At 54.2% G+C, this 17,913-nt stretch carries 17 protein-coding genes; 6 read left to right on the top strand and 11 right to left on the bottom strand.

Annotation, left to right across the window (positions count from 1 at the left end):
• Positions 1-15: 15 nt before the first annotated feature.
• The 8 genes from ACLJR2_RS02330 to rppH all read right to left on the bottom strand — a co-directional run bounded on the left by ACLJR2_RS02330 (position 16) and on the right by rppH (position 6,615).
• Entirely contained in the window at positions 16-336 is a 321-nt protein-coding gene (locus tag ACLJR2_RS02330) for a prepilin-type N-terminal cleavage/methylation domain-containing protein (protein WP_000019294.1), read from the bottom strand.
• Positions 321-728, bottom strand: coding sequence for a DUF2509 family protein (locus ACLJR2_RS02325; RefSeq protein WP_001078535.1), 408 nt, complete (start codon positions 726-728; stop codon positions 321-323). The genes ACLJR2_RS02330 and ACLJR2_RS02325 overlap by 16 nt, the downstream gene beginning before the upstream one ends.
• The gene (locus ACLJR2_RS02320) at positions 725-1,288 is read right to left on the bottom strand and encodes a prepilin peptidase-dependent protein (protein WP_000029150.1); all 564 of its coding nucleotides are present in this window, start codon (positions 1,286-1,288) and stop codon (positions 725-727) included. The genes ACLJR2_RS02325 and ACLJR2_RS02320 overlap by 4 nt, the downstream gene beginning before the upstream one ends.
• On the bottom strand, positions 1,279-1,749 hold the full coding sequence (locus tag ACLJR2_RS02315) for a prepilin peptidase-dependent protein (protein ID WP_000744668.1): 471 nt from the start codon (positions 1,747-1,749) through the stop codon (positions 1,279-1,281). Before ACLJR2_RS02315 ends, ACLJR2_RS02320 begins: the two co-directional genes overlap by 10 nt.
• Positions 1,750-1,933: 184 nt before the next feature.
• Positions 1,934-2,728 (bottom strand): thymidylate synthase, encoded by a 795-nt coding sequence (thyA, locus tag ACLJR2_RS02310; RefSeq protein ID WP_000816247.1) that lies wholly within the window; start codon positions 2,726-2,728, stop codon positions 1,934-1,936.
• 6 nt (positions 2,729-2,734) lie between these two features.
• Entirely contained in the window at positions 2,735-3,610 is an 876-nt protein-coding gene (gene lgt / locus ACLJR2_RS02305; protein WP_000204645.1) for a prolipoprotein diacylglyceryl transferase, read from the bottom strand.
• Positions 3,611-3,825: 215 nt separating this feature from the next.
• On the bottom strand, positions 3,826-6,072 hold the full coding sequence (ptsP, locus tag ACLJR2_RS02300; RefSeq protein WP_000957887.1) for a phosphoenolpyruvate--protein phosphotransferase: 2,247 nt from the start codon (positions 6,070-6,072) through the stop codon (positions 3,826-3,828).
• A 12-nt stretch (positions 6,073-6,084) separates the two neighbouring features.
• Positions 6,085-6,615, bottom strand: coding sequence for an RNA pyrophosphohydrolase (rppH, locus tag ACLJR2_RS02295; RefSeq protein WP_000564481.1), 531 nt, complete (start codon positions 6,613-6,615; stop codon positions 6,085-6,087).
• Between the two features lie 682 nt (positions 6,616-7,297).
• Here rppH and mutH point away from each other — a divergent pair.
• The 4 genes from mutH (at position 7,298) to ACLJR2_RS02275 (ending at position 10,507) form a co-directional block, all read left to right on the top strand.
• On the top strand, positions 7,298-7,993 hold the full coding sequence (mutH, locus tag ACLJR2_RS02290) for a DNA mismatch repair endonuclease MutH (protein WP_001274930.1): 696 nt from the start codon (positions 7,298-7,300) through the stop codon (positions 7,991-7,993).
• 181 nt (positions 7,994-8,174) lie between these two features.
• On the top strand, positions 8,175-8,888 hold the full coding sequence (locus tag ACLJR2_RS02285) for a TerC family protein (RefSeq protein ID WP_000895635.1): 714 nt from the start codon (positions 8,175-8,177) through the stop codon (positions 8,886-8,888).
• Positions 8,889-9,057: 169 nt separating this feature from the next.
• Complete coding sequence (locus ACLJR2_RS02280) at positions 9,058-9,276, top strand: YgdI/YgdR family lipoprotein (RefSeq protein ID WP_000758662.1); 219 nt, start codon at positions 9,058-9,060, stop codon at positions 9,274-9,276.
• A gap of 190 nt (positions 9,277-9,466) precedes the next feature.
• Positions 9,467-10,507: an NADP(H)-dependent aldo-keto reductase gene (locus ACLJR2_RS02275; RefSeq protein ID WP_000558959.1), complete on the top strand. Its 1,041-nt coding sequence runs from the start codon at positions 9,467-9,469 to the stop codon at positions 10,505-10,507.
• 86 nt (positions 10,508-10,593) lie between these two features.
• Here ACLJR2_RS02275 and lplT read toward each other — a convergent pair whose 3' ends face one another.
• Positions 10,594-11,796, bottom strand: a complete 1,203-nt coding sequence (gene lplT / locus ACLJR2_RS02270) for a lysophospholipid transporter LplT (protein WP_000004686.1) — start codon at positions 11,794-11,796, stop codon at positions 10,594-10,596.
• A complete protein-coding gene (aas, locus tag ACLJR2_RS02265) occupies positions 11,789-13,948 on the bottom strand; it encodes a bifunctional acyl-ACP--phospholipid O-acyltransferase/long-chain-fatty-acid--ACP ligase (protein ID WP_000896101.1) in 2,160 nt (719 codons plus the stop codon). The genes lplT and aas overlap by 8 nt, the downstream gene beginning before the upstream one ends.
• Positions 13,949-14,539: 591 nt before the next feature.
• Between aas and galR the strand changes: the two genes are divergently transcribed.
• Positions 14,540-15,568 (top strand): HTH-type transcriptional regulator GalR, encoded by a 1,029-nt coding sequence (galR, locus tag ACLJR2_RS02260; RefSeq protein ID WP_000201030.1) that lies wholly within the window; start codon positions 14,540-14,542, stop codon positions 15,566-15,568.
• Between the two features lie 10 nt (positions 15,569-15,578).
• On the top strand, positions 15,579-16,601 hold the full coding sequence (locus tag ACLJR2_RS02255) for a LacI family DNA-binding transcriptional regulator (RefSeq protein ID WP_000968350.1): 1,023 nt from the start codon (positions 15,579-15,581) through the stop codon (positions 16,599-16,601).
• A 9-nt stretch (positions 16,602-16,610) separates the two neighbouring features.
• Here the strand turns inward: ACLJR2_RS02255 and lysA are convergent, their stop codons facing one another.
• Positions 16,611-17,873 (bottom strand): diaminopimelate decarboxylase, encoded by a 1,263-nt coding sequence (gene lysA, locus ACLJR2_RS02250; protein ID WP_000056599.1) that lies wholly within the window; start codon positions 17,871-17,873, stop codon positions 16,611-16,613.
• Positions 17,874-17,913 lie beyond the last annotated feature (40 nt).

Here is a 17,913-nt window from a genome sequence, read left to right as displayed (position 1 = left end):
AATTACTCCTGACGATTAACGATTTGGACAATGCAAGCGCGTCATCTGCCCCTGCCTGCCAGAGGGTGAAACCATCGTGACGCTGATGCTGACACATCCCGATTGCGTTGTCTGCATCCGGTTGGCCTTCCAGCCTTCAGCAGGCGAAAATGGATACAGCGCCGTTTGCTGCCACGCCTGCCGCCAGATCTGGAGATACTGGTGTCGTAATGCAAAACTGTGCATTAATACCCGCTGATAGCCTGACAGCGCGGTGACGATCATTACCATTAGAACCATCGCCACTAAAACTTCCGGGAGGCTAAACCCGCGTTGTAAATTCAGGGGATGCGACATAACGCCACCTCTTTTAATGGACAAAAATCGCTCCAGCCGTGGGGAGAAAAGACAATGCTTCCCTGAATGACGTTGCCCAAACGCCATAACGTCATGCCGTCATCTTGCGCCGCCATCACCACCTCATCCCCCGATAATCTCCGCAAACAGACCCTCGCTCCTGAAGGGGAATAGCGCCGACATTCCATTTCGGTTACGCCTGACCATAGCTGCCCCCGCCCCCATTCCAGCGCCGACTGTACGAGCGCCTGGCGTTGTATCGCCATGCTCTGCGTCGTCACGCGGGCGGCATAGCTGGCCTGCTGCTGATTTACGCCTTGCAGTAGCAGACTACCCAGAATCAGTATTAAAAGCGCCAGTATTAGCGAAGAAGCGCCACGTTCCCGATTCACAGATTAAATCCCGTTACGCTGTATTGCGCGTCAATAACCGTCTGAGGCTCGGCTTTGCTGGCGCCGCGCAGATGCAGCATGAGCACTGGCGAGAATCCCGTTATATCCCGGCGCTCAACGGTAAACGCCGTGATGAGTACCGTATTGGGATCGGTCATTTTTTCCCATCCCTTCCCCTGACAAGATGTTGCTCCGCGTAATGTTTCCAGAACGTTATCCTTCATACGGAACCCGGTCTGGTCGGCCTCTTTCGCCGGTATGGTATCCCAGACACCGTTATTATTCCCGTCCCACTGAACGATGACGCATTGCCCCTGTTCGGCAAGATGTAACCCTTCGCCAATACAGTGGCCATGGCAGTAACCCGCACGTTGAAGATGCTTCGCTACGGTATAGGTTCGCTGCCAGATTTCATCTTCCAGCGATAACTGTCGCGTGTTGTGCCAGATCTCACGCTGTAGCGCCGGTAAAAATCGTGCGGACCCAAGCAGTAAAATGGAACCGATCGCCATCGCCAGCACAACCTCCAGTAGCGAGAACCCTCGCGTGGTTATTGACACGTGGCGGCCTCATTACGCTCACATAGCCTGATTCGCCCCCAGGAGGAGACGACCAGACGCCACTCTCCGGCAGCGTTTTTCAGTACGATATGCCCTGCCCATGCCGTATTGCGCAGGCCAAAGAAGGCTAACGACGGCGTGATATCGGCAAGGACGACATCACGCCAGTCGGGCGTAAACACAAAGGGGGAAGATGGCGTACACGATGTTTGCGTAGCAACAGAGCTGACAAAGCACCATGAACCGCCTTCGCTGACCACGCGAAGAATGTGATCGCGGTTATGCCAGTGAGCGTCCTCACGAAGTTGCAGCAGGTAATCCCGCACCTGACATGCGGTTTGCCACAGGCGCTGTTGCTGCTGCCAGCGTTGCCAGCCATAAAGTCCTGTGGCGCTGAGAATGATAATGAGCGACATCGCGACCACCGTTTCAATGAGCGTATAGCCCTGTTGTTTTTTCATGTCGGCAGTATGGCGGGCGGAAGAAAAATAACGAGCGCCAAATACAGATTGTTCGGCGCGTTACGGAAAAAAGTTCATGTCTTGCAGCGCGTTGCAAAATTTCAGGAATCCGCGCCGAAGATTGAGACGAAGGGTAAAAAAAACCGACGCGCAATGACGTCGGTTATGGCAGGATCGTCAGCGCTTAGATAGCGACCGGCGCTTTAATACCGGGGTGCGGATCATAGCCTTCAATTTCGAAATCATCGAACCGGTAGTCAAAAAGCGAATCGGGTTTACGCTTAATGACCAACTTCGGCAGCGCGCGCGGTTCACGGCTTAATTGCAGGTGCGTCTGCTCCATATGGTTGCTGTACAGGTGCGTGTCGCCGCCGGTCCAGACAAAATCGCCGACGTCCAGGTCGCACTGTTGCGCCATCATATGCACCAGTAACGCGTAGCTGGCAATGTTGAACGGCAGACCGAGGAACACATCGCAGGAGCGCTGATAAAGCTGACAGGAGAGTTTTCCATCTGCGACATAAAACTGGAAAAAGGCGTGACACGGCGCCAGCGCCATCTTATCCAGCTCGCCGACGTTCCACGCAGAAACGATAATACGACGAGAGTCCGGGTCGTTTTTAAGCTGGCTTAAGACCGTGGCGATCTGATCGATATGGCGGCCATCCGGTGTTGGCCATGCACGCCACTGCTTACCATAAACCGGGCCTAAATCGCCGTTCTCATCGGCCCATTCGTCCCAGATGGTGACATTATTTTCGTGCAGGTAAGCGATGTTGGTATCGCCCTGCAAAAACCATAGCAGTTCGTGAATAATTGAACGTAAATGGCAGCGTTTCGTCGTCACCAGAGGAAAGCCTTCCTGCAGGTTAAAACGCATCTGATGGCCAAAAATGGAAAGCGTGCCGGTGCCGGTACGGTCGTTTTTCTGTGTGCCTTCATCCAGCACTTTTTGCATCAGTTCTAAATACTGTTTCATGGTTCCTCAGGAAACGTGTTGCTGCGGGCGGCGGCGATATGCCCAAACCATCATGATCGCGCCAGCGATAATCATCGGGATAGAGAGAATCTGCCCCATGCTGATGTACTGTACCCACGCGCCGGTAAATTGCGCGTCCGGCTGGCGGAAGAATTCAACAATGATACGAAACGCGCCATAGCCAATCAGGAATAATCCGGAGACTGCGCCCATCGGACGCGGTTTGCGAATAAAGAGATTAAGGATGATAAACAGCACCACGCCTTCTAATGCCAGCTCATACAACTGGGAAGGGTGGCGCGGCAATACGCCGTAGGTATCAAAAATAGGCTGCCATTGCGGATGTGACGGCAGCAGCGCAATATCTTCCGCGCGTGAGCCAGGAAAGAGCATGGCAAACCGGAAGTCAGGATCGACGCGCCCCCACAATTCACCGTTGATAAAGTTGCCCAGACGCCCGGCGCCCAGGCCGAACGGAATTAACGGCGCAATAAAATCAGACACCTGAAAGAACGAGCGCTTCGTGCGCCTGGCGAAGATAATCATCACCAGTATCACGCCGATAAGCCCGCCGTGGAAGGACATGCCGCCGTCCCAGACGCGGAATAAATAGAGCGGGTTATCCAGAAACAGAGGGAAGTTATAAAACAGGACATAGCCAATACGCCCCCCCAGGAAGACCCCCAGGAAACCTGCATAGAGTAAATTTTCAACTTCGTTTTTGGTCCAACCGCTTCCCGGACGGTTAGCACGACGCACCGCCAACCACATCGCGAAAACGAACCCCACCAGATACATCAAGCCATACCAGTGAAGCGCGACGGGCCCAATTGAGAAAATGACCGGATCAAAGTCCGGAAAATGCAGATAGCTACTGGTCATCTGTCACCACAATTTCTTGTTATTTCGCTGAAGAGATAGCGATTGATAAGCGCGCCTGCGCGTTGCAGACGCTCCAAAGGTGCGAATAATAGCACAAGGGTTAAAAGCGAGATGCCGATTACCGTTAAAAGATATGTATACGCATTGTCTTTCATCTTGCAGGCGTGTTGTCTGCGCCGTGAATCCACAGTCACTCTCTTTTCCCGCTCCAGTCGTTACAACCCTCCGCGAATCAATCCCCCCATCCCGCGGCGCTCCATAAACGCCGCCACCTGATGACGCACTTCGGTTGCCATCTGCGCCTCAAGGCTGCGTCTGGCAAGGGTTTGCGCATCTTCAAAATCGATATGCCGCAGCAGATATTTCACACGCGCTACCGAACGGCCATTCATCGAAAGATGGCGATATCCCAGACCGATAAGAATCGCCACGCACATCGGATCGCCCGCCATCTCGCCGCACAAGCGAAGATCGAGACCATGTTTTTCGGCTTCCTGCGCAATCATGGACAGCGCGCGCAGCATAGCCGGATGCAAACTGTCATAAATACTGGCCACGCGGGTATTGTTGCGATCTACCGCCAGGATATATTGCGTTAAATCGTTGGTGCCGACCGAGATAAAGTCGATCCGGTTAGCCAGATGCGGCAGCATAAATACCATTGATGGCACTTCCAGCATAATGCCGATACGCGGTTTCGGGATCGCATAGCCTATCATCTCCTCGACCTCGCGCCCGGCGCGTTCGATCAGACGTCGCGCTTCATCGACTTCATCAATACTGGTGACCATCGGCAGCAAAATGCTGAGGTTGCCAGTCGCCGCATTGGCGCGCAGCATCGCGCGGACCTGGATCAAAAAGATCTCCGGCTGATCCAGCGTAATGCGGATCCCGCGCCAGCCTAGGCACGGGTTCTCCTCGCTGATCGGCATATAGGGCAGTTGCTTATCCGCTCCCACATCCAGGGTCCGCAGCGTCACCGGTTTATCGTTAAACATTTGCAGCATCCCTTGATACTGCGCCACCTGCTCTTCTTCCGAGGGAAACCCGCTTTGCAGCATAAAGGGAATTTCAGTACGGTACAGGCCGATACCGTCGATCCGACTGCCTAACTTTTCCTCATGCTCGGGACTGAGCCCGGCATTCAGCATCACTTTGACACGCTCGCCGCTTTTCAGTTGGGCGGGAAGATTGACGTCGTCCTCCGCCAGACGACTGAGTTCTATCTCTTCACTAATGAGCCGCTGATATTCCTGAATAAGCACGGGTTCAGGATCGACCAGTAATTCACCGCGATAGCCATCCACCACCAACGTACGGCGATGTAGCACCGAAGGTTGGATATCCGCGCCCATGACGGTCGGGATACCGAGCGCGCGCACCATAATCGCCGCATGCGAGTTTGCCGCGCCGTCGCGCACCACAACGCCCGCCAGCCTGTCCTGCGGCAGCTCCGCCAGGGTGGTCGCCGACAGCTCATCCGCGACCAGAATAAAACGTTCCGGCCAGGCGTTTGGCCCCTGAACTGAATCATCAAGGTGGAATAACAGCCGCTGCCCCAGCGTGCGTAAGTCTCCCGCACGTTCTTTGAGGTAGTTATCGGTTAGCGCCGCAAATTGCTCGGCAAATTTTTCGATAATTTTTTTAACGGCCCACTCCGCAACAGCGCCTTTGTCGACCTCGGCGAAGAGTTCGCGACGCAGTCTGGCATCTGAAAGCAGGTGTGAGTACAGATCGAAAATGGCCGCCGTCTCTTTTTGCGCGCCGGCGGCAAAGCGTTTGCTGTATCGTCGGAACTCGTTCGCCGCCTCTTCCAGCGCGCCGGTCAATCGTTCACGTTCAAGAGAGGTATCCAGCGTAGACGCTTCGTAAACCTGTTCCATCAGCGGCATGGTCGCGTCTTGCCAGCCCGTTGCGATAGCCACGCCCGGCGCCGCAGGAAGCGCGCGGATTCGCGTCTGCCGGTATTGCCCGAACAGCGCTGTGACCTGCGACTGTGACAGGATAGCCGCCATCTGCGTAGCGAGCGTGACGAGGAAAGACTCTTCGCTTTCATCGTACTGGCGCAATTCGCGCTGCTGTACGACCAGCACGCCGAGAAGTTGGCGACGCTGAATGATCGGCACGCCGAGAAACGCGCGAAAACGCTCCTCTTTTACCGAAGGAATGTATTTAAAGCTGGGATGTTTTTGCGCATCGGCAAGGTTAATGGGTTCCGCCAGTCTGCCCACCAGACCGACGATCCCCTCATCAAACGCAAGCGCAACGGTTCGACCACGCGGTTTTTTCAACCCCCGCGTCGCCATCAGGTAATAACAGCGTCGGTCATGATCGGCCAGGTAAACCGAGCAAACCTCAGTATCCATCGCAAGACAGATATCCGTGACCAGAATATTCAGCGCCTCGTTCAGACGCGGCGCACTGGCCACTTTTTCGACTATTTCGCGCAGGCGAGTGAGCATAATTTGCGTGGCTTAACCTCTTTTACGTCGATAAGCAGGCGCGCTTTGTAGCTTAGGGGGATTATCCTGAAGCGCCATGACAACACTTGCAAACTCTTTCATTACCCTGCGGTAGACATCGCGTTTAAATGACACCACTTGTCGAACCGGATACCAGTAACTTACCCAGCGCCAGCCGTCAAACTCCGGCGTACTGCTGGTTTGCATATTGATTTCGGCGTCGGCGCTCATTAACTGCAAAAGAAACCACTTTTGTTTCTGGCCGATACATACCGGCTTTGTGTCCCAACGCACCAAACGTTTTGGTAACTTGTAACGCAACCAGTTGCGAGTAGAAGCAAGGATCCGCACATCTTTACGGCTTAACCCAACTTCTTCAAACAGTTCCCGGTACATCGCCTGTTCTGCCGACTCCCCTGGATTTATCCCGCCCTGCGGGAACTGCCAGGAGTGCTGACCAAATCGCCGGGCCCACATCACCTGCCCCTGACGATTACAAATTACGATACCTACATTTGGGCGGTAGCCATCGTCATCAATCACCGGACTACCTCAACATAAACCTTATATATGAACGATTGTTTCATACTCCAGTGAGGCGGTAAACCACTCTGTAATAGTGACACAGCCTAATAACAATTGAATAACTCACAGTAAATAGCCGAGTTATAAACAGATGATGACGCCCTTGCGCCATTTTATTCACCTTTTCTGTGGATATAGTTGTGAAGAAGTATGGAATTACCACGGGAAAACCCAGAACAGTCTGAATTCCTCATACTGGAGGCAGTAAAAATAGTTCCTTATATTCATTGTGTTATAGACAAATCTTACATGCCACCTTCATAAAGCGTGACCAGCATCACATCTAAGATCCTTATGCTGATGAAAGATCAACCAGCGTCGGTTTTATCCACAGATTGTGCCAATAACTTACGCACTATTTGTCTGAATTTTCGATTTTCGTCGCACGTCAAGGCTGTAAATGGAAACAGTAGTGGTGGTTTTACACAGTTATCCCAACTTTCTGTGGATAACATAGTGTAAGATCCTGTTTATTGTCAGTGACCAGAATTGGAAAACCCGCTTCAGCGTTGCGCAACACGAAGAAACAACACAAAAAAGGCAATAAAAATCAGTCTATTGAATATAAGACACAGAAAAAGATAAACTCTGCCCATACGGTATAAAATCACTGCTCACTTTTTGACCTAAGGTAATTGTCATGTCCGCTCTTTGTCCGCTACTGACTCCGCCTGCTTCGGAAGCATTGCTGTTAGCCCAGGCGCGGCAGCTTTCCGGCTATACGTTAGGCGAGCTGGCGGCGATGGCCGGCATTACCACGCCTAAAGATTTGAAGCGAGACAAAGGCTGGATCGGCGTCTTGCTGGAGATCTGGCTCGGCGCCAGCGCCGGGAGCAAGCCGGAGCAGGATTTCGCCGCGTTAGGCGTAGAACTGAAAACCATCCCGGTGGATAGTCTGGGTCGTCCTCTGGAAACAACCTTTGTTTGCGTGGCGCCGTTAACCGGTAACAGCGGCGTGACCTGGGAGACAAGTCACGTACGGCATAAATTGAAGCGCGTGCTATGGGTGCCGGTCGAAGGCGATCGCAGCATACCGTTAGCCGAACGCCGCGTAGGTTCGCCGCTACTCTGGAGTCCGAGTGAAGAAGAGGACAGGCAGCTACGCCTCGACTGGGAAGAGCTGATGGACATGATAGTGCTGGGCCAGGTGGAACGCATTACCGCCCGTCATGGCGAAGTCTTACAACTGCGGCCCAAAGCCGCCAATGCCAGGGCGCTCACCGAGGCTATCGGCGCGCGCGGGGAACCTATTTTGACGCTACCGCGTGGATTTTATCTGAAAAAAAATTTTACGCAGGCGCTGCTGGCTCGCCATTTTTTATTGCAGAATCCGTAACGTCCATTACACGCAAATGCGCCTCCGCTATGGCTACGCATCGGGCCAGCGCCGGATAAACGTAAGCGTATTGTCGCCGCTATTTTACACCGTTCCTGGTTGCGCAAATTCAGCCTGGGCTTTCGCCCGTCACTCGACGGGCCTATAATTACCGCTTCTTTTTTTGGCAGGACTTTGTTCGATGTTATTTGCATGGATAACCGATCCTAATGCCTGGCTGGCGCTCGGTACGCTGACGCTGCTGGAGATTGTACTTGGGATCGACAACATTATTTTTCTTTCTCTGGTGGTAGCAAAACTTCCTACGGCGCAACGGAACCACGCACGGCGGCTTGGGTTGGCGGCGGCGATGGTCATGCGCCTGGCGCTGCTGGCGTCAATCGCCTGGGTCACTCGTCTGACTAATCCGCTGTTTGAGCTTTTCGGCGAAGCGATTTCCGCCCGCGATCTCATTCTGTTACTGGGCGGGTTATTTTTAATCTGGAAAGCCAGCAAGGAGATCCATGAGTCCATCGAAGGCGAAGAAGAAGGGTTAAAAACCCGGGTTTCTTCTTTCCTGGGCGCAATTGTACAGATTATGCTGCTGGATATTATTTTCAGCCTTGATTCAGTTATCACAGCGGTTGGCCTATCCGATCATCTGTTTATTATGATGGCGGCAGTCGTTATTGCCGTGGGCGTCATGATGTTTGCGGCACGGCCCATCGGCGAGTTTGTCGATCGCCATCCGTCGGTAAAAATGCTGGCGCTCTCCTTTCTGATCCTGGTTGGCTTTACCCTGATTCTGGAAAGTTTCGACGTTCACGTTCCGAAAGGGTATATCTATTTCGCCATGTTCTTCTCTATCGCAGTAGAGAGCCTGAACCTGTTGCGTAATAAAAAGAATCCGCTGTAATCCTGTCTCGCTCCCCCGCCGGGGAGCGAATACTCACTTTATTTCCTTTCTTCTCACAGATTAAGATTTTGCTGCTTCCGACATGCAGAGCTGCGCGTTATTACTAGACTATTATCAGACATATGATTAACAGACTATTATCAGATGCAGGCTATGTGAGGACAAACGGATGAAAAAGTGGGCAGTTGTAATTTCCGCAGTAGGGTTGGCTTTTGCGGTATCCGGATGCAGCAGCGATTATGTAATGGCGACGAAAGATGGTCGTATGATCCTGACCGATGGAAAACCGCAAGTTGACGATGATACCGGTCTGGTCAGCTATACCGATGCACAGGGAAACGAGATGCAAATCAACCGTGACGAAGTGTCTCAAATCATCGAACGTTAAGCGGTGGCCTGTGATCGAGGTCAGCGTTCTGCAAGCCTTCAGGCTGCGTCCCGTAACGGTGCGTGGCGACCACGCCCGGTAACAATTACGCCGCGCAGCCTGCAATTTTACTTTCCCTTTTGCCTTCCCTCTGCCATTTTTATTGTCCTTTGTCGGGAATTTCTGACTTCATAATAAAAAGGAAACGGCTATGCACTATCACCGTATACCCCACAGCTCGCTCGAAGTAAGTACGCTAGGGCTGGGCACAATGACATTTGGTGAACAAAACAGCGAAGCCGACGCTCACGCACAGCTCGACTATGCCATCGCAAATGGCATTAACCTTATCGACGCCGCCGAGATGTATCCGGTACCGCCGCGCCCGGAAACACAAGGGCTGACGGAATCCTATATCGGTAACTGGCTCGCCAAACGCGGCAACCGTGAAAAACTGATCATCGCCAGCAAAGTCAGCGGACCGGCACGTAATAATGATCAAGGCATCCGGCCTCATCAGGCGCTGGATCGTAAAAATATTCGCGAAGCGCTACACGACAGTTTGACCCGATTGCAGACCGACTATCTGGATTTGTATCAGGTGCACTGGCCGCAGCGCCCCACTAACTGCTTCGGTAAACTCGGCTATAACTGGACGGACTCCACGCCAGTAGTAAGTCTGCTGGAGACGTTAGACGCGCTAAGTGAGTTTCAGCGAGCGGGTAAGATTCGTTATATTGGCGTTTCAAATGAGACAGCGTTTGGCGTTATGCGCTATCTGCATCTGGCGGAAAAACATGACCTGCCGCGTATTGTCACGATCCAGAACCCCTATAGCCTGTTAAACCGCAGCTACGAGGTCGGACTGGCGGAAGTCAGCCAGTATGAAGGTGTTGAATTGCTCGCCTACTCCTGTCTGGCGTTTGGCACATTAACCGGTAAATACCTGAACGGGGCCAAACCCGCAGGCGCGCGGAATACCTTGTTCAGCCGCTTCACACGTTACAGCGGCGAACAGGCGCAAAAAGCCGTTGCCGCCTACGTCGATATCGCGAAGCGTCACAATCTTGATCCGGCGCAGATGGCGCTGGCCTTTGTTCGCCGCCAGCCGTTTGTCGCCAGTACGTTACTGGGCGCAACCACGATGGCGCAGCTCAAGACGAATGTGGAAAGTCTGCATCTGACGTTAAGCGAAGACGTTCTGGCGGAGATTGAGGCGGCGCATCAGGTTTATACTTATCCGGCGCCGTGATGGTCAGTGCCCGGTGGCGCTACGCTTCCGGGCTTACAGAGACAATGTAAGCCGGATAACGCGCACTCGCCGCCCGGCATATTCACTCAGTATGATGCCTGCCGGCGCTGCCAGATCCACAGCGCCGCGATCGCCAGCGCGAACAGCACGCCAAAGCCGATACCTATCGCCACTGCCGGAACGCCAACCAGCACCGCCAGCGAGTACAGTCCCAGCATTAATAGCATGGCGCTATTCTCGCCCAGATTTTGTACGGCAATGGCATTCCCGGCGCCAACGCTCTTCTTACCGCGCTCCTGGAGCAAAGCGTTGAGCGGCACCACAAAAAAGCCGCCCAGCATACCTATCAACAGCAACAAGGCATAAGCAGGCAGCAATGCGTGCTGTAATGAGAAGATCGCAACCACAACGCCAATCAAAATCCCGGCGGGCATACAGCGCGATACGGTCTCCAGCGTCACCAGTTTTGCCGCCGCGCCCGCGCCGACCACAATGCCTACCGCCACCATGGCGTTCAGGTAAGTCGGCGTGGCGTTATCCGTAATCCCCAGCGCCACCGGCACCCACAGCACCAGCAGAAAACGCAGCGTCACGCCTGCGCCCCAGAATAGCCCGGTCCCCACCAGCGAAAAACGCGTTTCACCGTTACGCCAAAGGACAACGCAAGCGCTGAAGAAGCTACGCGTCATCGCCGACAACCGCCAGGATTGTCCTGGACGCGCCGCCACAAGCTTCGGGATAAACAGGTTCGCCGCCACTGCGCCAGCGTAGGCCAACGCGCAGGCAACCAGCGCGGCGATGACATGCCAGTCGGCCAATACGCCGCCCGCGACGGAACCGAGCAAAATCGCCGCAATCGTAGAGGCTTCCATCAGGCCATTGGCTTTCACCAGCTTATCGCCCGTCGTCAGTTCGCCCAGAATACCGTATTTCGCCGGAGAATAAGCCGCCGCGCCAATCCCGACCAACGTATAACCGACAAAAGGATTTACGCCGAGGCAGATACCTGCCGCTCCCGCCAGTTTAAGACCATTGGCGACCATCATCACCCGGCCTTTGGCAAAGCTGTCCGCTATCTGGCCGACAAACGGCGCAAAAAGAATGTAAGCGCCCACAAACACCATTTGCAAAACAGGCTGGCTCCAGTCCGGGTAAAACTGAGCTTTCAGCAGTGCCAGCGTCGCGAACAGCAGCGCATTATCGCCAAAAGCCGAGAGAAACTGCGCGACAATCACCGACAGCATCCCTTTCGACCAGATGGAGGTGTTAGTACGTACTGACTCACTCATGATGTTGTTCCGGCGCATCCACCCAACTTTTCAGCGTCACAAAATCGGGTTTCCCGCTGCCAAGCAAGGGAAGCTGCTTCAGATAACGGATATCACGCGGGACGGCAAGTTCCGGAATACCGTGTTCACGGGCATAGTGCTGTAACTTTTCTCGGGTGAGTTCGCTGTCAGTCGTAAACAGTACCAGCGCTTCACCTTTGCTGGCATCGCTTTTAATGGCGGTAGCGTGCATTTTGTCCGCCGAAACGCCAAGCGCCAGTTGTTCGACCATCTCCAGCGAGACCATTTCGCCAGCAATTTTCGCAAAGCGTTTCGCGCGCCCCTGAATCTGCACAAAACCATTTTCATCGAAGCGTACAATATCGCCCGTGTCGTACCACCCGCGCTCGGTTTCGCCTCTGGCGTTTTCCGCCGACGGCACCTCCAGCACGCCCGGTTTTTCCACGCGCAGATAGCCATTCATGATATTCGGCCCTTTCAGCTGTAGCCGACCGCCGTTTTCAATACCGGGCACCGCCAGCAGACGCGCGTCCATGCCAGGCAGAATGCGGCCAACAGTGCCAGGCTTAGCCGCCATCGGCACGTTAATCGAGACTACTGGCGCGCATTCCGTTACCCCGTAGCCCTCAAGAATGCGCAGACCGAATTTATCCTGCCACAGTTGTTTGGTGCTCTCCTGAAGTTTTTCCGCACCGGCCACCACATAGCGCAGGCGATAAAAATCATACGGATTGGCAAAGCGCGCATAGTTGCCGAGGAAGGTTGACGTACCAAACAGCACGGTACAGTTACGGTCATAGACCAGTTCCGGCACAATGCGATAGTGCAGCGGACTTGGATAAAGAAACACTTCCGCGCCGGTCAACAACGGCGTAAACAGGCCCACCGTCAAACCGAACGAGTGAAAGAGCGGCAGCGCCGACATAAAACGGTCATTGGCGGTGAAATCCGCAATCGTTTTTATCTGCTCGACGTTCGCCAGAATGCTTTTATGGCTGTGCACCACCCCTTTCGGGTGCCCTTCCGAGCCGGAGGTAAAAAGAATGATCGCCGCGTCTTCCGGCTGCTGTTTTACCTGCGCCAGTCGCGGCGCCAGGAGGTGGGCAAAAATCCACAGCTTGTCGGCGGGTGTGACGTCCGCTTTTAAATCTTCCAGGTAAACCCAGCGAACCTGCGTTAGCTGCTCCGGCAGGTGCCACAATTTACCTTTATCGAGGAACTGGCGGGAGGTAAAAATCGTTTTAATTTCCGCCGCAGTAATCGCGCTGGTCAGCCCTTTTACCCCCGCCGTATAGTTCATCATGGCCGGAATGCGGCGACGAGAAACCGCGCCGAAAATCACCGCCGCGCTGATGGCGGCATTCGGCAGCATTAAACCGATTTTCTCTCCCTCAACGCTGTACTTTTCCAGAATCCGGCCAACAAAAAGCGTCTTGGTCAGTAACTTACGATACGTATCCGGCGTAAAGTTAATGTCCTCAATACAGTTTTTACCCGCGCCGTAACGATATTGCGCCGCCAGCAACGATTCGTATAACGTCTCGCGCGGGCGCACCGCCATACGCGCTTCCATCATGATCTGGTGCAGCATCTCACCCGCTATCTTACGTCTGTCGCGCGCGCGCGGCGCTTCCGGCATCGGTATTTGCGTCGGCGGTAAAATATGAAGCTGAATGCGGGGGAATAAGCGCCGTTTAACCAGACCTTTCAGGCGACTGAAAGGGGTAAGCTCCGCGCCGTCAATACGGAGCGGAATGACGGTTGCGCCCGATTTTGCCGCCACAAAGCCTGCGCCGTCATAAATTTTCATCAGCGAGCCGGTCACGGAAATCCGCCCTTCCGGGAAAATCACCACTGGACGCCCCTGCTCCACCAGACGCACCAGGTGTTTAATGGACATGGGTTTAGTGGGATCGAGCGGTACAAAATCGATCAGCGGCGTTAACCAGCGCATATACCATTGCTGGCTGATGGAGGTATATACCGCAAAGACAGGCCGTACCGGCAAAAACAGCGCCAGTAGCATACCATCGATAAATGAAACGTGATTGGGGGTAATTAAGACCCGGTTCCCCTGTAGCGCCCGGACATCGCCAGTGACGCGCACACGATAAAGCACGCGAAACAGGTTACGGAAAAATCCAAACAGCATTTCAACTCCCTTTGGCCGACAATTCGCTAAAACATGAATTGTGGCAGATTACACGAGTTGCGTAACAGGAGCGATAGCAAAATAGGTTCGAAAAAAAACCTGCGCATCCGCGCAGGTTGGTGCAAGAGACAGGTACGAAGAGCGTACCGAATAATCTCACCAATCAATACCTCTGGGATCTTGATTGTGGGCTTCGCGCGTCTGCATCGCCAGTCCGAAAACGCAAAGGAATAAACGGAAATGCAACGAGTTGTGTAAATTATCCGTTACTGTTACAGGTTCAGGCGAAACAAAAAAAACCTGCGCATCTCTACGCAGGTTGGTGTAATTCGTGTGATCAACAATGACGTTGATTCCACCTATCAATACCTCTGGGATCACCACTCTATCAACCTGACTCGCTGGCCTGCCAGCAGACAATCGCAACAGCGCTTCGCAAACTGTAACGAAAGATTTGTATTGTCACTTTACAGACGCATTTCTCCCGTGCAGGTCACATTTGCCCGACACGGCGGGGCAAGAGGCTTGAACAGAGGTTCATTTTCCGTAAAACTGGCGTAATGTAAGCGTTTACCCACTATAGGTATTATCATGGCGACCATAAAAGATGTAGCCCGACTGGCCGGTGTTTCAGTCGCCACCGTTTCTCGCGTTATTAACGATTCGCCAAAAGCCAGCGAAGCGTCCCGGCTGGCGGTGACCAGCGCAATGGAGTCCCTGAGCTATCACCCTAACGCCAACGCGCGCGCGCTGGCACAGCAGGCAACGGAAACCCTCGGTCTGGTGGTCGGCGACGTTTCCGATCCTTTTTTCGGCGCGATGGTGAAAGCCGTTGAACAGGTGGCGTATCACACCGGCAATTTTTTACTGATTGGCAACGGGTATCATAACGAACAAAAAGAGCGTCAGGCTATTGAACAGTTGATTCGTCATCGTTGCGCAGCGTTAGTGGTACACGCCAAAATGATTCCGGATGCGGACCTGGCCTCATTAATGAAGCAAATCCCCGGCATGGTGCTGATTAACCGCATTTTACCGGGGTTAGAACACCGCTGTGTCGCGCTGGATGACCGTTACGGGGCATGGCTGGCGACCCGGCATCTGATCCAGCAAGGTCATACGCGTATTGGGTATATCTGTTCCAACCACACCATCTCTGATGCCGAAGATCGCCTGAGGGGCTATTACGATGCGCTGGCGGAAAGCCATATCCCGGCTAACGATCGGCTGGTGACGTTCGGCGAACCGGATGAAAGCGGCGGCGAGCAGGCGATGACTGAGTTATTAGGCCGCGGCAGAAATTTTACCGCGGTGGCCTGCTATAACGACTCGATGGCGGCCGGCGCGATGGGCGTATTAAATGATAATGGCGTGGGGGTGCCGGGCGAAGTATCGCTCATCGGTTTTGATGATGTACTGGTCTCACGCTATGTGCGTCCCCGACTGACCACCATTCGGTATCCGATCGTCACCATGGCGACACAGGCGGCGGAGCTGGCGTTAGCGCTGGCAGGGAAATGCCCTACGCCGGAAGTAACTCATGTATTTAGTCCGACACTGGTACGCCGACATTCGGTATCCACGCCGACGGATACCGGACACCTGTCGACAACCGATTAATCAGGGTAGCATGATGGCGACAATGCTGGATGTTTCCCGCCATGCGGGCGTATCAAAGGCCACCGTCTCACGAGTGCTGAATGGGACGGGGCAGGTAAAAGAAAGCACGCGCCAGAAAGTGTTTACGGCGATGCAGGCTCTGGACTATCGCCCCAACCTGCTGGCACGATCGCTGGCGAATCGCACCAGCAACAGCATCGGTCTGGTCGTCTCTACGTTTGACGGCTTCTATTTTGGCAGTTTGTTGCGCCGGGCGTCGCGCCAGGCGGAGTCTCATAACAAGCAGTTAATCGTCACCGATGGTCACGATACGCCGGAACGAGAGCAGAAAGCCGTACAAATGTTGGCCGACAGACAGTGCGACGCTATTATTCTTTACACTCGCTATATGGATGAGCCGGCGATTTTGTCGTTGATTGACGCCACGGAAATGCCGCTGGTGATTATTAATCGCAACGTCACTCAGGCCCGCGATCGCGCTATTTTCTTCGAGCAGGAGACGGCGGCATTCCAGGCGGTGGAATATCTGATTACGCAGGGCCATCGCGATATCGCCTGTATTACGCTGCCTGTTCATACTCCCACCGGCACATCACGCGTAGCGGGTTATCGCAAGGCGCTGGAAAAGTATGGTATTCCCTGGCAACCGGCAAAAGTGAAATACGGCGATTACACGCTGACGCGCGGCTATGACGCCTGCCGGGAATTACTGGAGGAAGGCGTCACGTTTAGCGCGCTATTCGCCTGTAATGATGACACGGCGCTGGGCGCGGCAAAAGCGCTGCGCCAGGCCGGATTACGCATCCCGCAGGATGTGTCGCTGTTTGGTTTTGACGATGCGCCGGGCGCAACCTGGCTTGAACCGGGGCTTTCAACAGTCTATTTACCCATCGAGGATATGATAGCCACCGCGATCGATCAGGCCGTTCGCCTGGCGAACAGCGAGCCGGTCGCCCCGATCCCGCCCTTTACCGGCACGCTGATTCTGCGCGAGTCCGTCGCCGCAGGCCCGTTTTTTCAACGTCCGGCCTAATGATGCGCTTCAGAGCATCTCCAGCGCTAACAGCTCCTCAATGGTCTGACGACGGCGGATCAGCCGCGCCTGTCCATTGTCAAACAGTACTTCCGGCAGGAGCGGGCGGCTGTTGTAATTCGATGACATAGACGCACCGTACGCGCCGGTATCGTGCAATACGAGGTAATCGCCGGGGATGACCGCAGGTAAGGCGCGTGTTTCAACCATTCCCCCTTCCTGCTGCGTAAAAACATCGCCTGATTCGCATAGCGGCCCGGCGACCACCGTCTCGACCCACGGGCCATTTTCAAGCGCGCGACCATCCGCCGCCAGCGCCGAAATACGGTGATAGCTACCGTACATCGCCGGGCGCATCAGATCGTTAAAACCCGCATCTACCAGCACGAAATGGCGGCTTCCCATCTGTTTTACGCTACGTACCTGCGTTACCAGCACGCCCGATTGCGCCACCAGAAAACGTCCGGGTTCGATCTCAAGTTTGACCGCATGTCCCAGATGGCGGGCGATTTGCTCGCGCGCCGCGTTCCACAGACCATAGTAATGGCGCGTATCAACGGGCTCTTCTCCCTCACGATAAGGTATCGAGAGTCCGCCGCCTGCCGAAATCGCCTCCACATCCTGACCACATTCCAGCACCTGGCGTACCATCGCGCCGCAAACCTGCTCCAGATGGCCATAATCGACGCCGGAACCAATGTGCATATGGATACCGACAAGTTTCAGTCGGTATTTCTGCATTACCGCCAGCGCCGCCGGAAGATCGCTATGCCAGATGCCGTGTTTGCTGTTTTCGCCCCCGGTGTTGGTTTTCTGGCTGTGGCCGTGACCAAAGCCAGGATTCACGCGCAACCAGACGCGATGCCCAGGCGAAACCTGACCAAGCTGCGTCAGCATATCTACCGAGCCGGCATTGACCGGAATATGCAGTTCGCTGACGCGCGCCAGCGTGGCGGCGTCAATCACATCGGCGGTAAAAACGATATCATCAGGGCACGTTTGCGGATCGTAGCCCGCCGCCAGCGCACGTTCGATCTCCCCCAATGAAACAGAATCCACCTTGACACCCTGCGCGCGCATTAAGCGCAGGATATGAATGTTCGAACAGGCTTTTTGCGCAAAACGCACGACGTCAAACTGCTGCAGGGCGGCTATCTGACGGCGAATAATGTGCGCGTCATAGACCCAGACCGGACAGCCGAATTCAGCAGGCAATCTGAGCAAATTTTCAGCGTTAAGGTCGGTTTCAGCGTAATAATGCGGCAATGACATAACAAACTCCGGAACAGGCTTTTTAACGATTACGCCATAC

Source organism: Salmonella sp. SAL03688 (assembly GCF_046551895.1).
GTDB lineage: Bacteria > Pseudomonadota > Gammaproteobacteria > Enterobacterales > Enterobacteriaceae > Salmonella > Salmonella enterica.
This window is presented reverse-complemented; position numbering and strand designations above follow the sequence as displayed.

Coding starts and splice junctions, on each gene's coding strand:
- ACLJR2_RS02275 (WP_000558959.1), top strand. CDS start 9,467: ATGCACTATCACCGTATACCCCACAGCTCGCTCGAAGTAAGTACGCTA.
- ACLJR2_RS02330 (WP_000019294.1), bottom strand. CDS start 336: ATGTCGCATCCCCTGAATTTACAACGCGGGTTTAGCCTCCCGGAAGTT.
- ACLJR2_RS02285 (WP_000895635.1), top strand. CDS start 8,175: ATGTTATTTGCATGGATAACCGATCCTAATGCCTGGCTGGCGCTCGGT.
- ACLJR2_RS02315 (WP_000744668.1), bottom strand. CDS start 1,749: ATGAAAAAACAACAGGGCTATACGCTCATTGAAACGGTGGTCGCGATG.
- lysA (WP_000056599.1), bottom strand. CDS start 17,873: ATGTCATTGCCGCATTATTACGCTGAAACCGACCTTAACGCTGAAAAT.
- ACLJR2_RS02280 (WP_000758662.1), top strand. CDS start 9,058: ATGAAAAAGTGGGCAGTTGTAATTTCCGCAGTAGGGTTGGCTTTTGCG.
- ptsP (WP_000957887.1), bottom strand. CDS start 6,072: ATGCTCACTCGCCTGCGCGAAATAGTCGAAAAAGTGGCCAGTGCGCCG.
- ACLJR2_RS02255 (WP_000968350.1), top strand. CDS start 15,579: ATGATGGCGACAATGCTGGATGTTTCCCGCCATGCGGGCGTATCAAAG.
- thyA (WP_000816247.1), bottom strand. CDS start 2,728: ATGAAACAGTATTTAGAACTGATGCAAAAAGTGCTGGATGAAGGCACA.
- galR (WP_000201030.1), top strand. CDS start 14,540: ATGGCGACCATAAAAGATGTAGCCCGACTGGCCGGTGTTTCAGTCGCC.
- aas (WP_000896101.1), bottom strand. CDS start 13,948: ATGCTGTTTGGATTTTTCCGTAACCTGTTTCGCGTGCTTTATCGTGTG.
- lgt (WP_000204645.1), bottom strand. CDS start 3,610: ATGACCAGTAGCTATCTGCATTTTCCGGACTTTGATCCGGTCATTTTC.
- mutH (WP_001274930.1), top strand. CDS start 7,298: ATGTCCGCTCTTTGTCCGCTACTGACTCCGCCTGCTTCGGAAGCATTG.
- lplT (WP_000004686.1), bottom strand. CDS start 11,796: ATGAGTGAGTCAGTACGTACTAACACCTCCATCTGGTCGAAAGGGATG.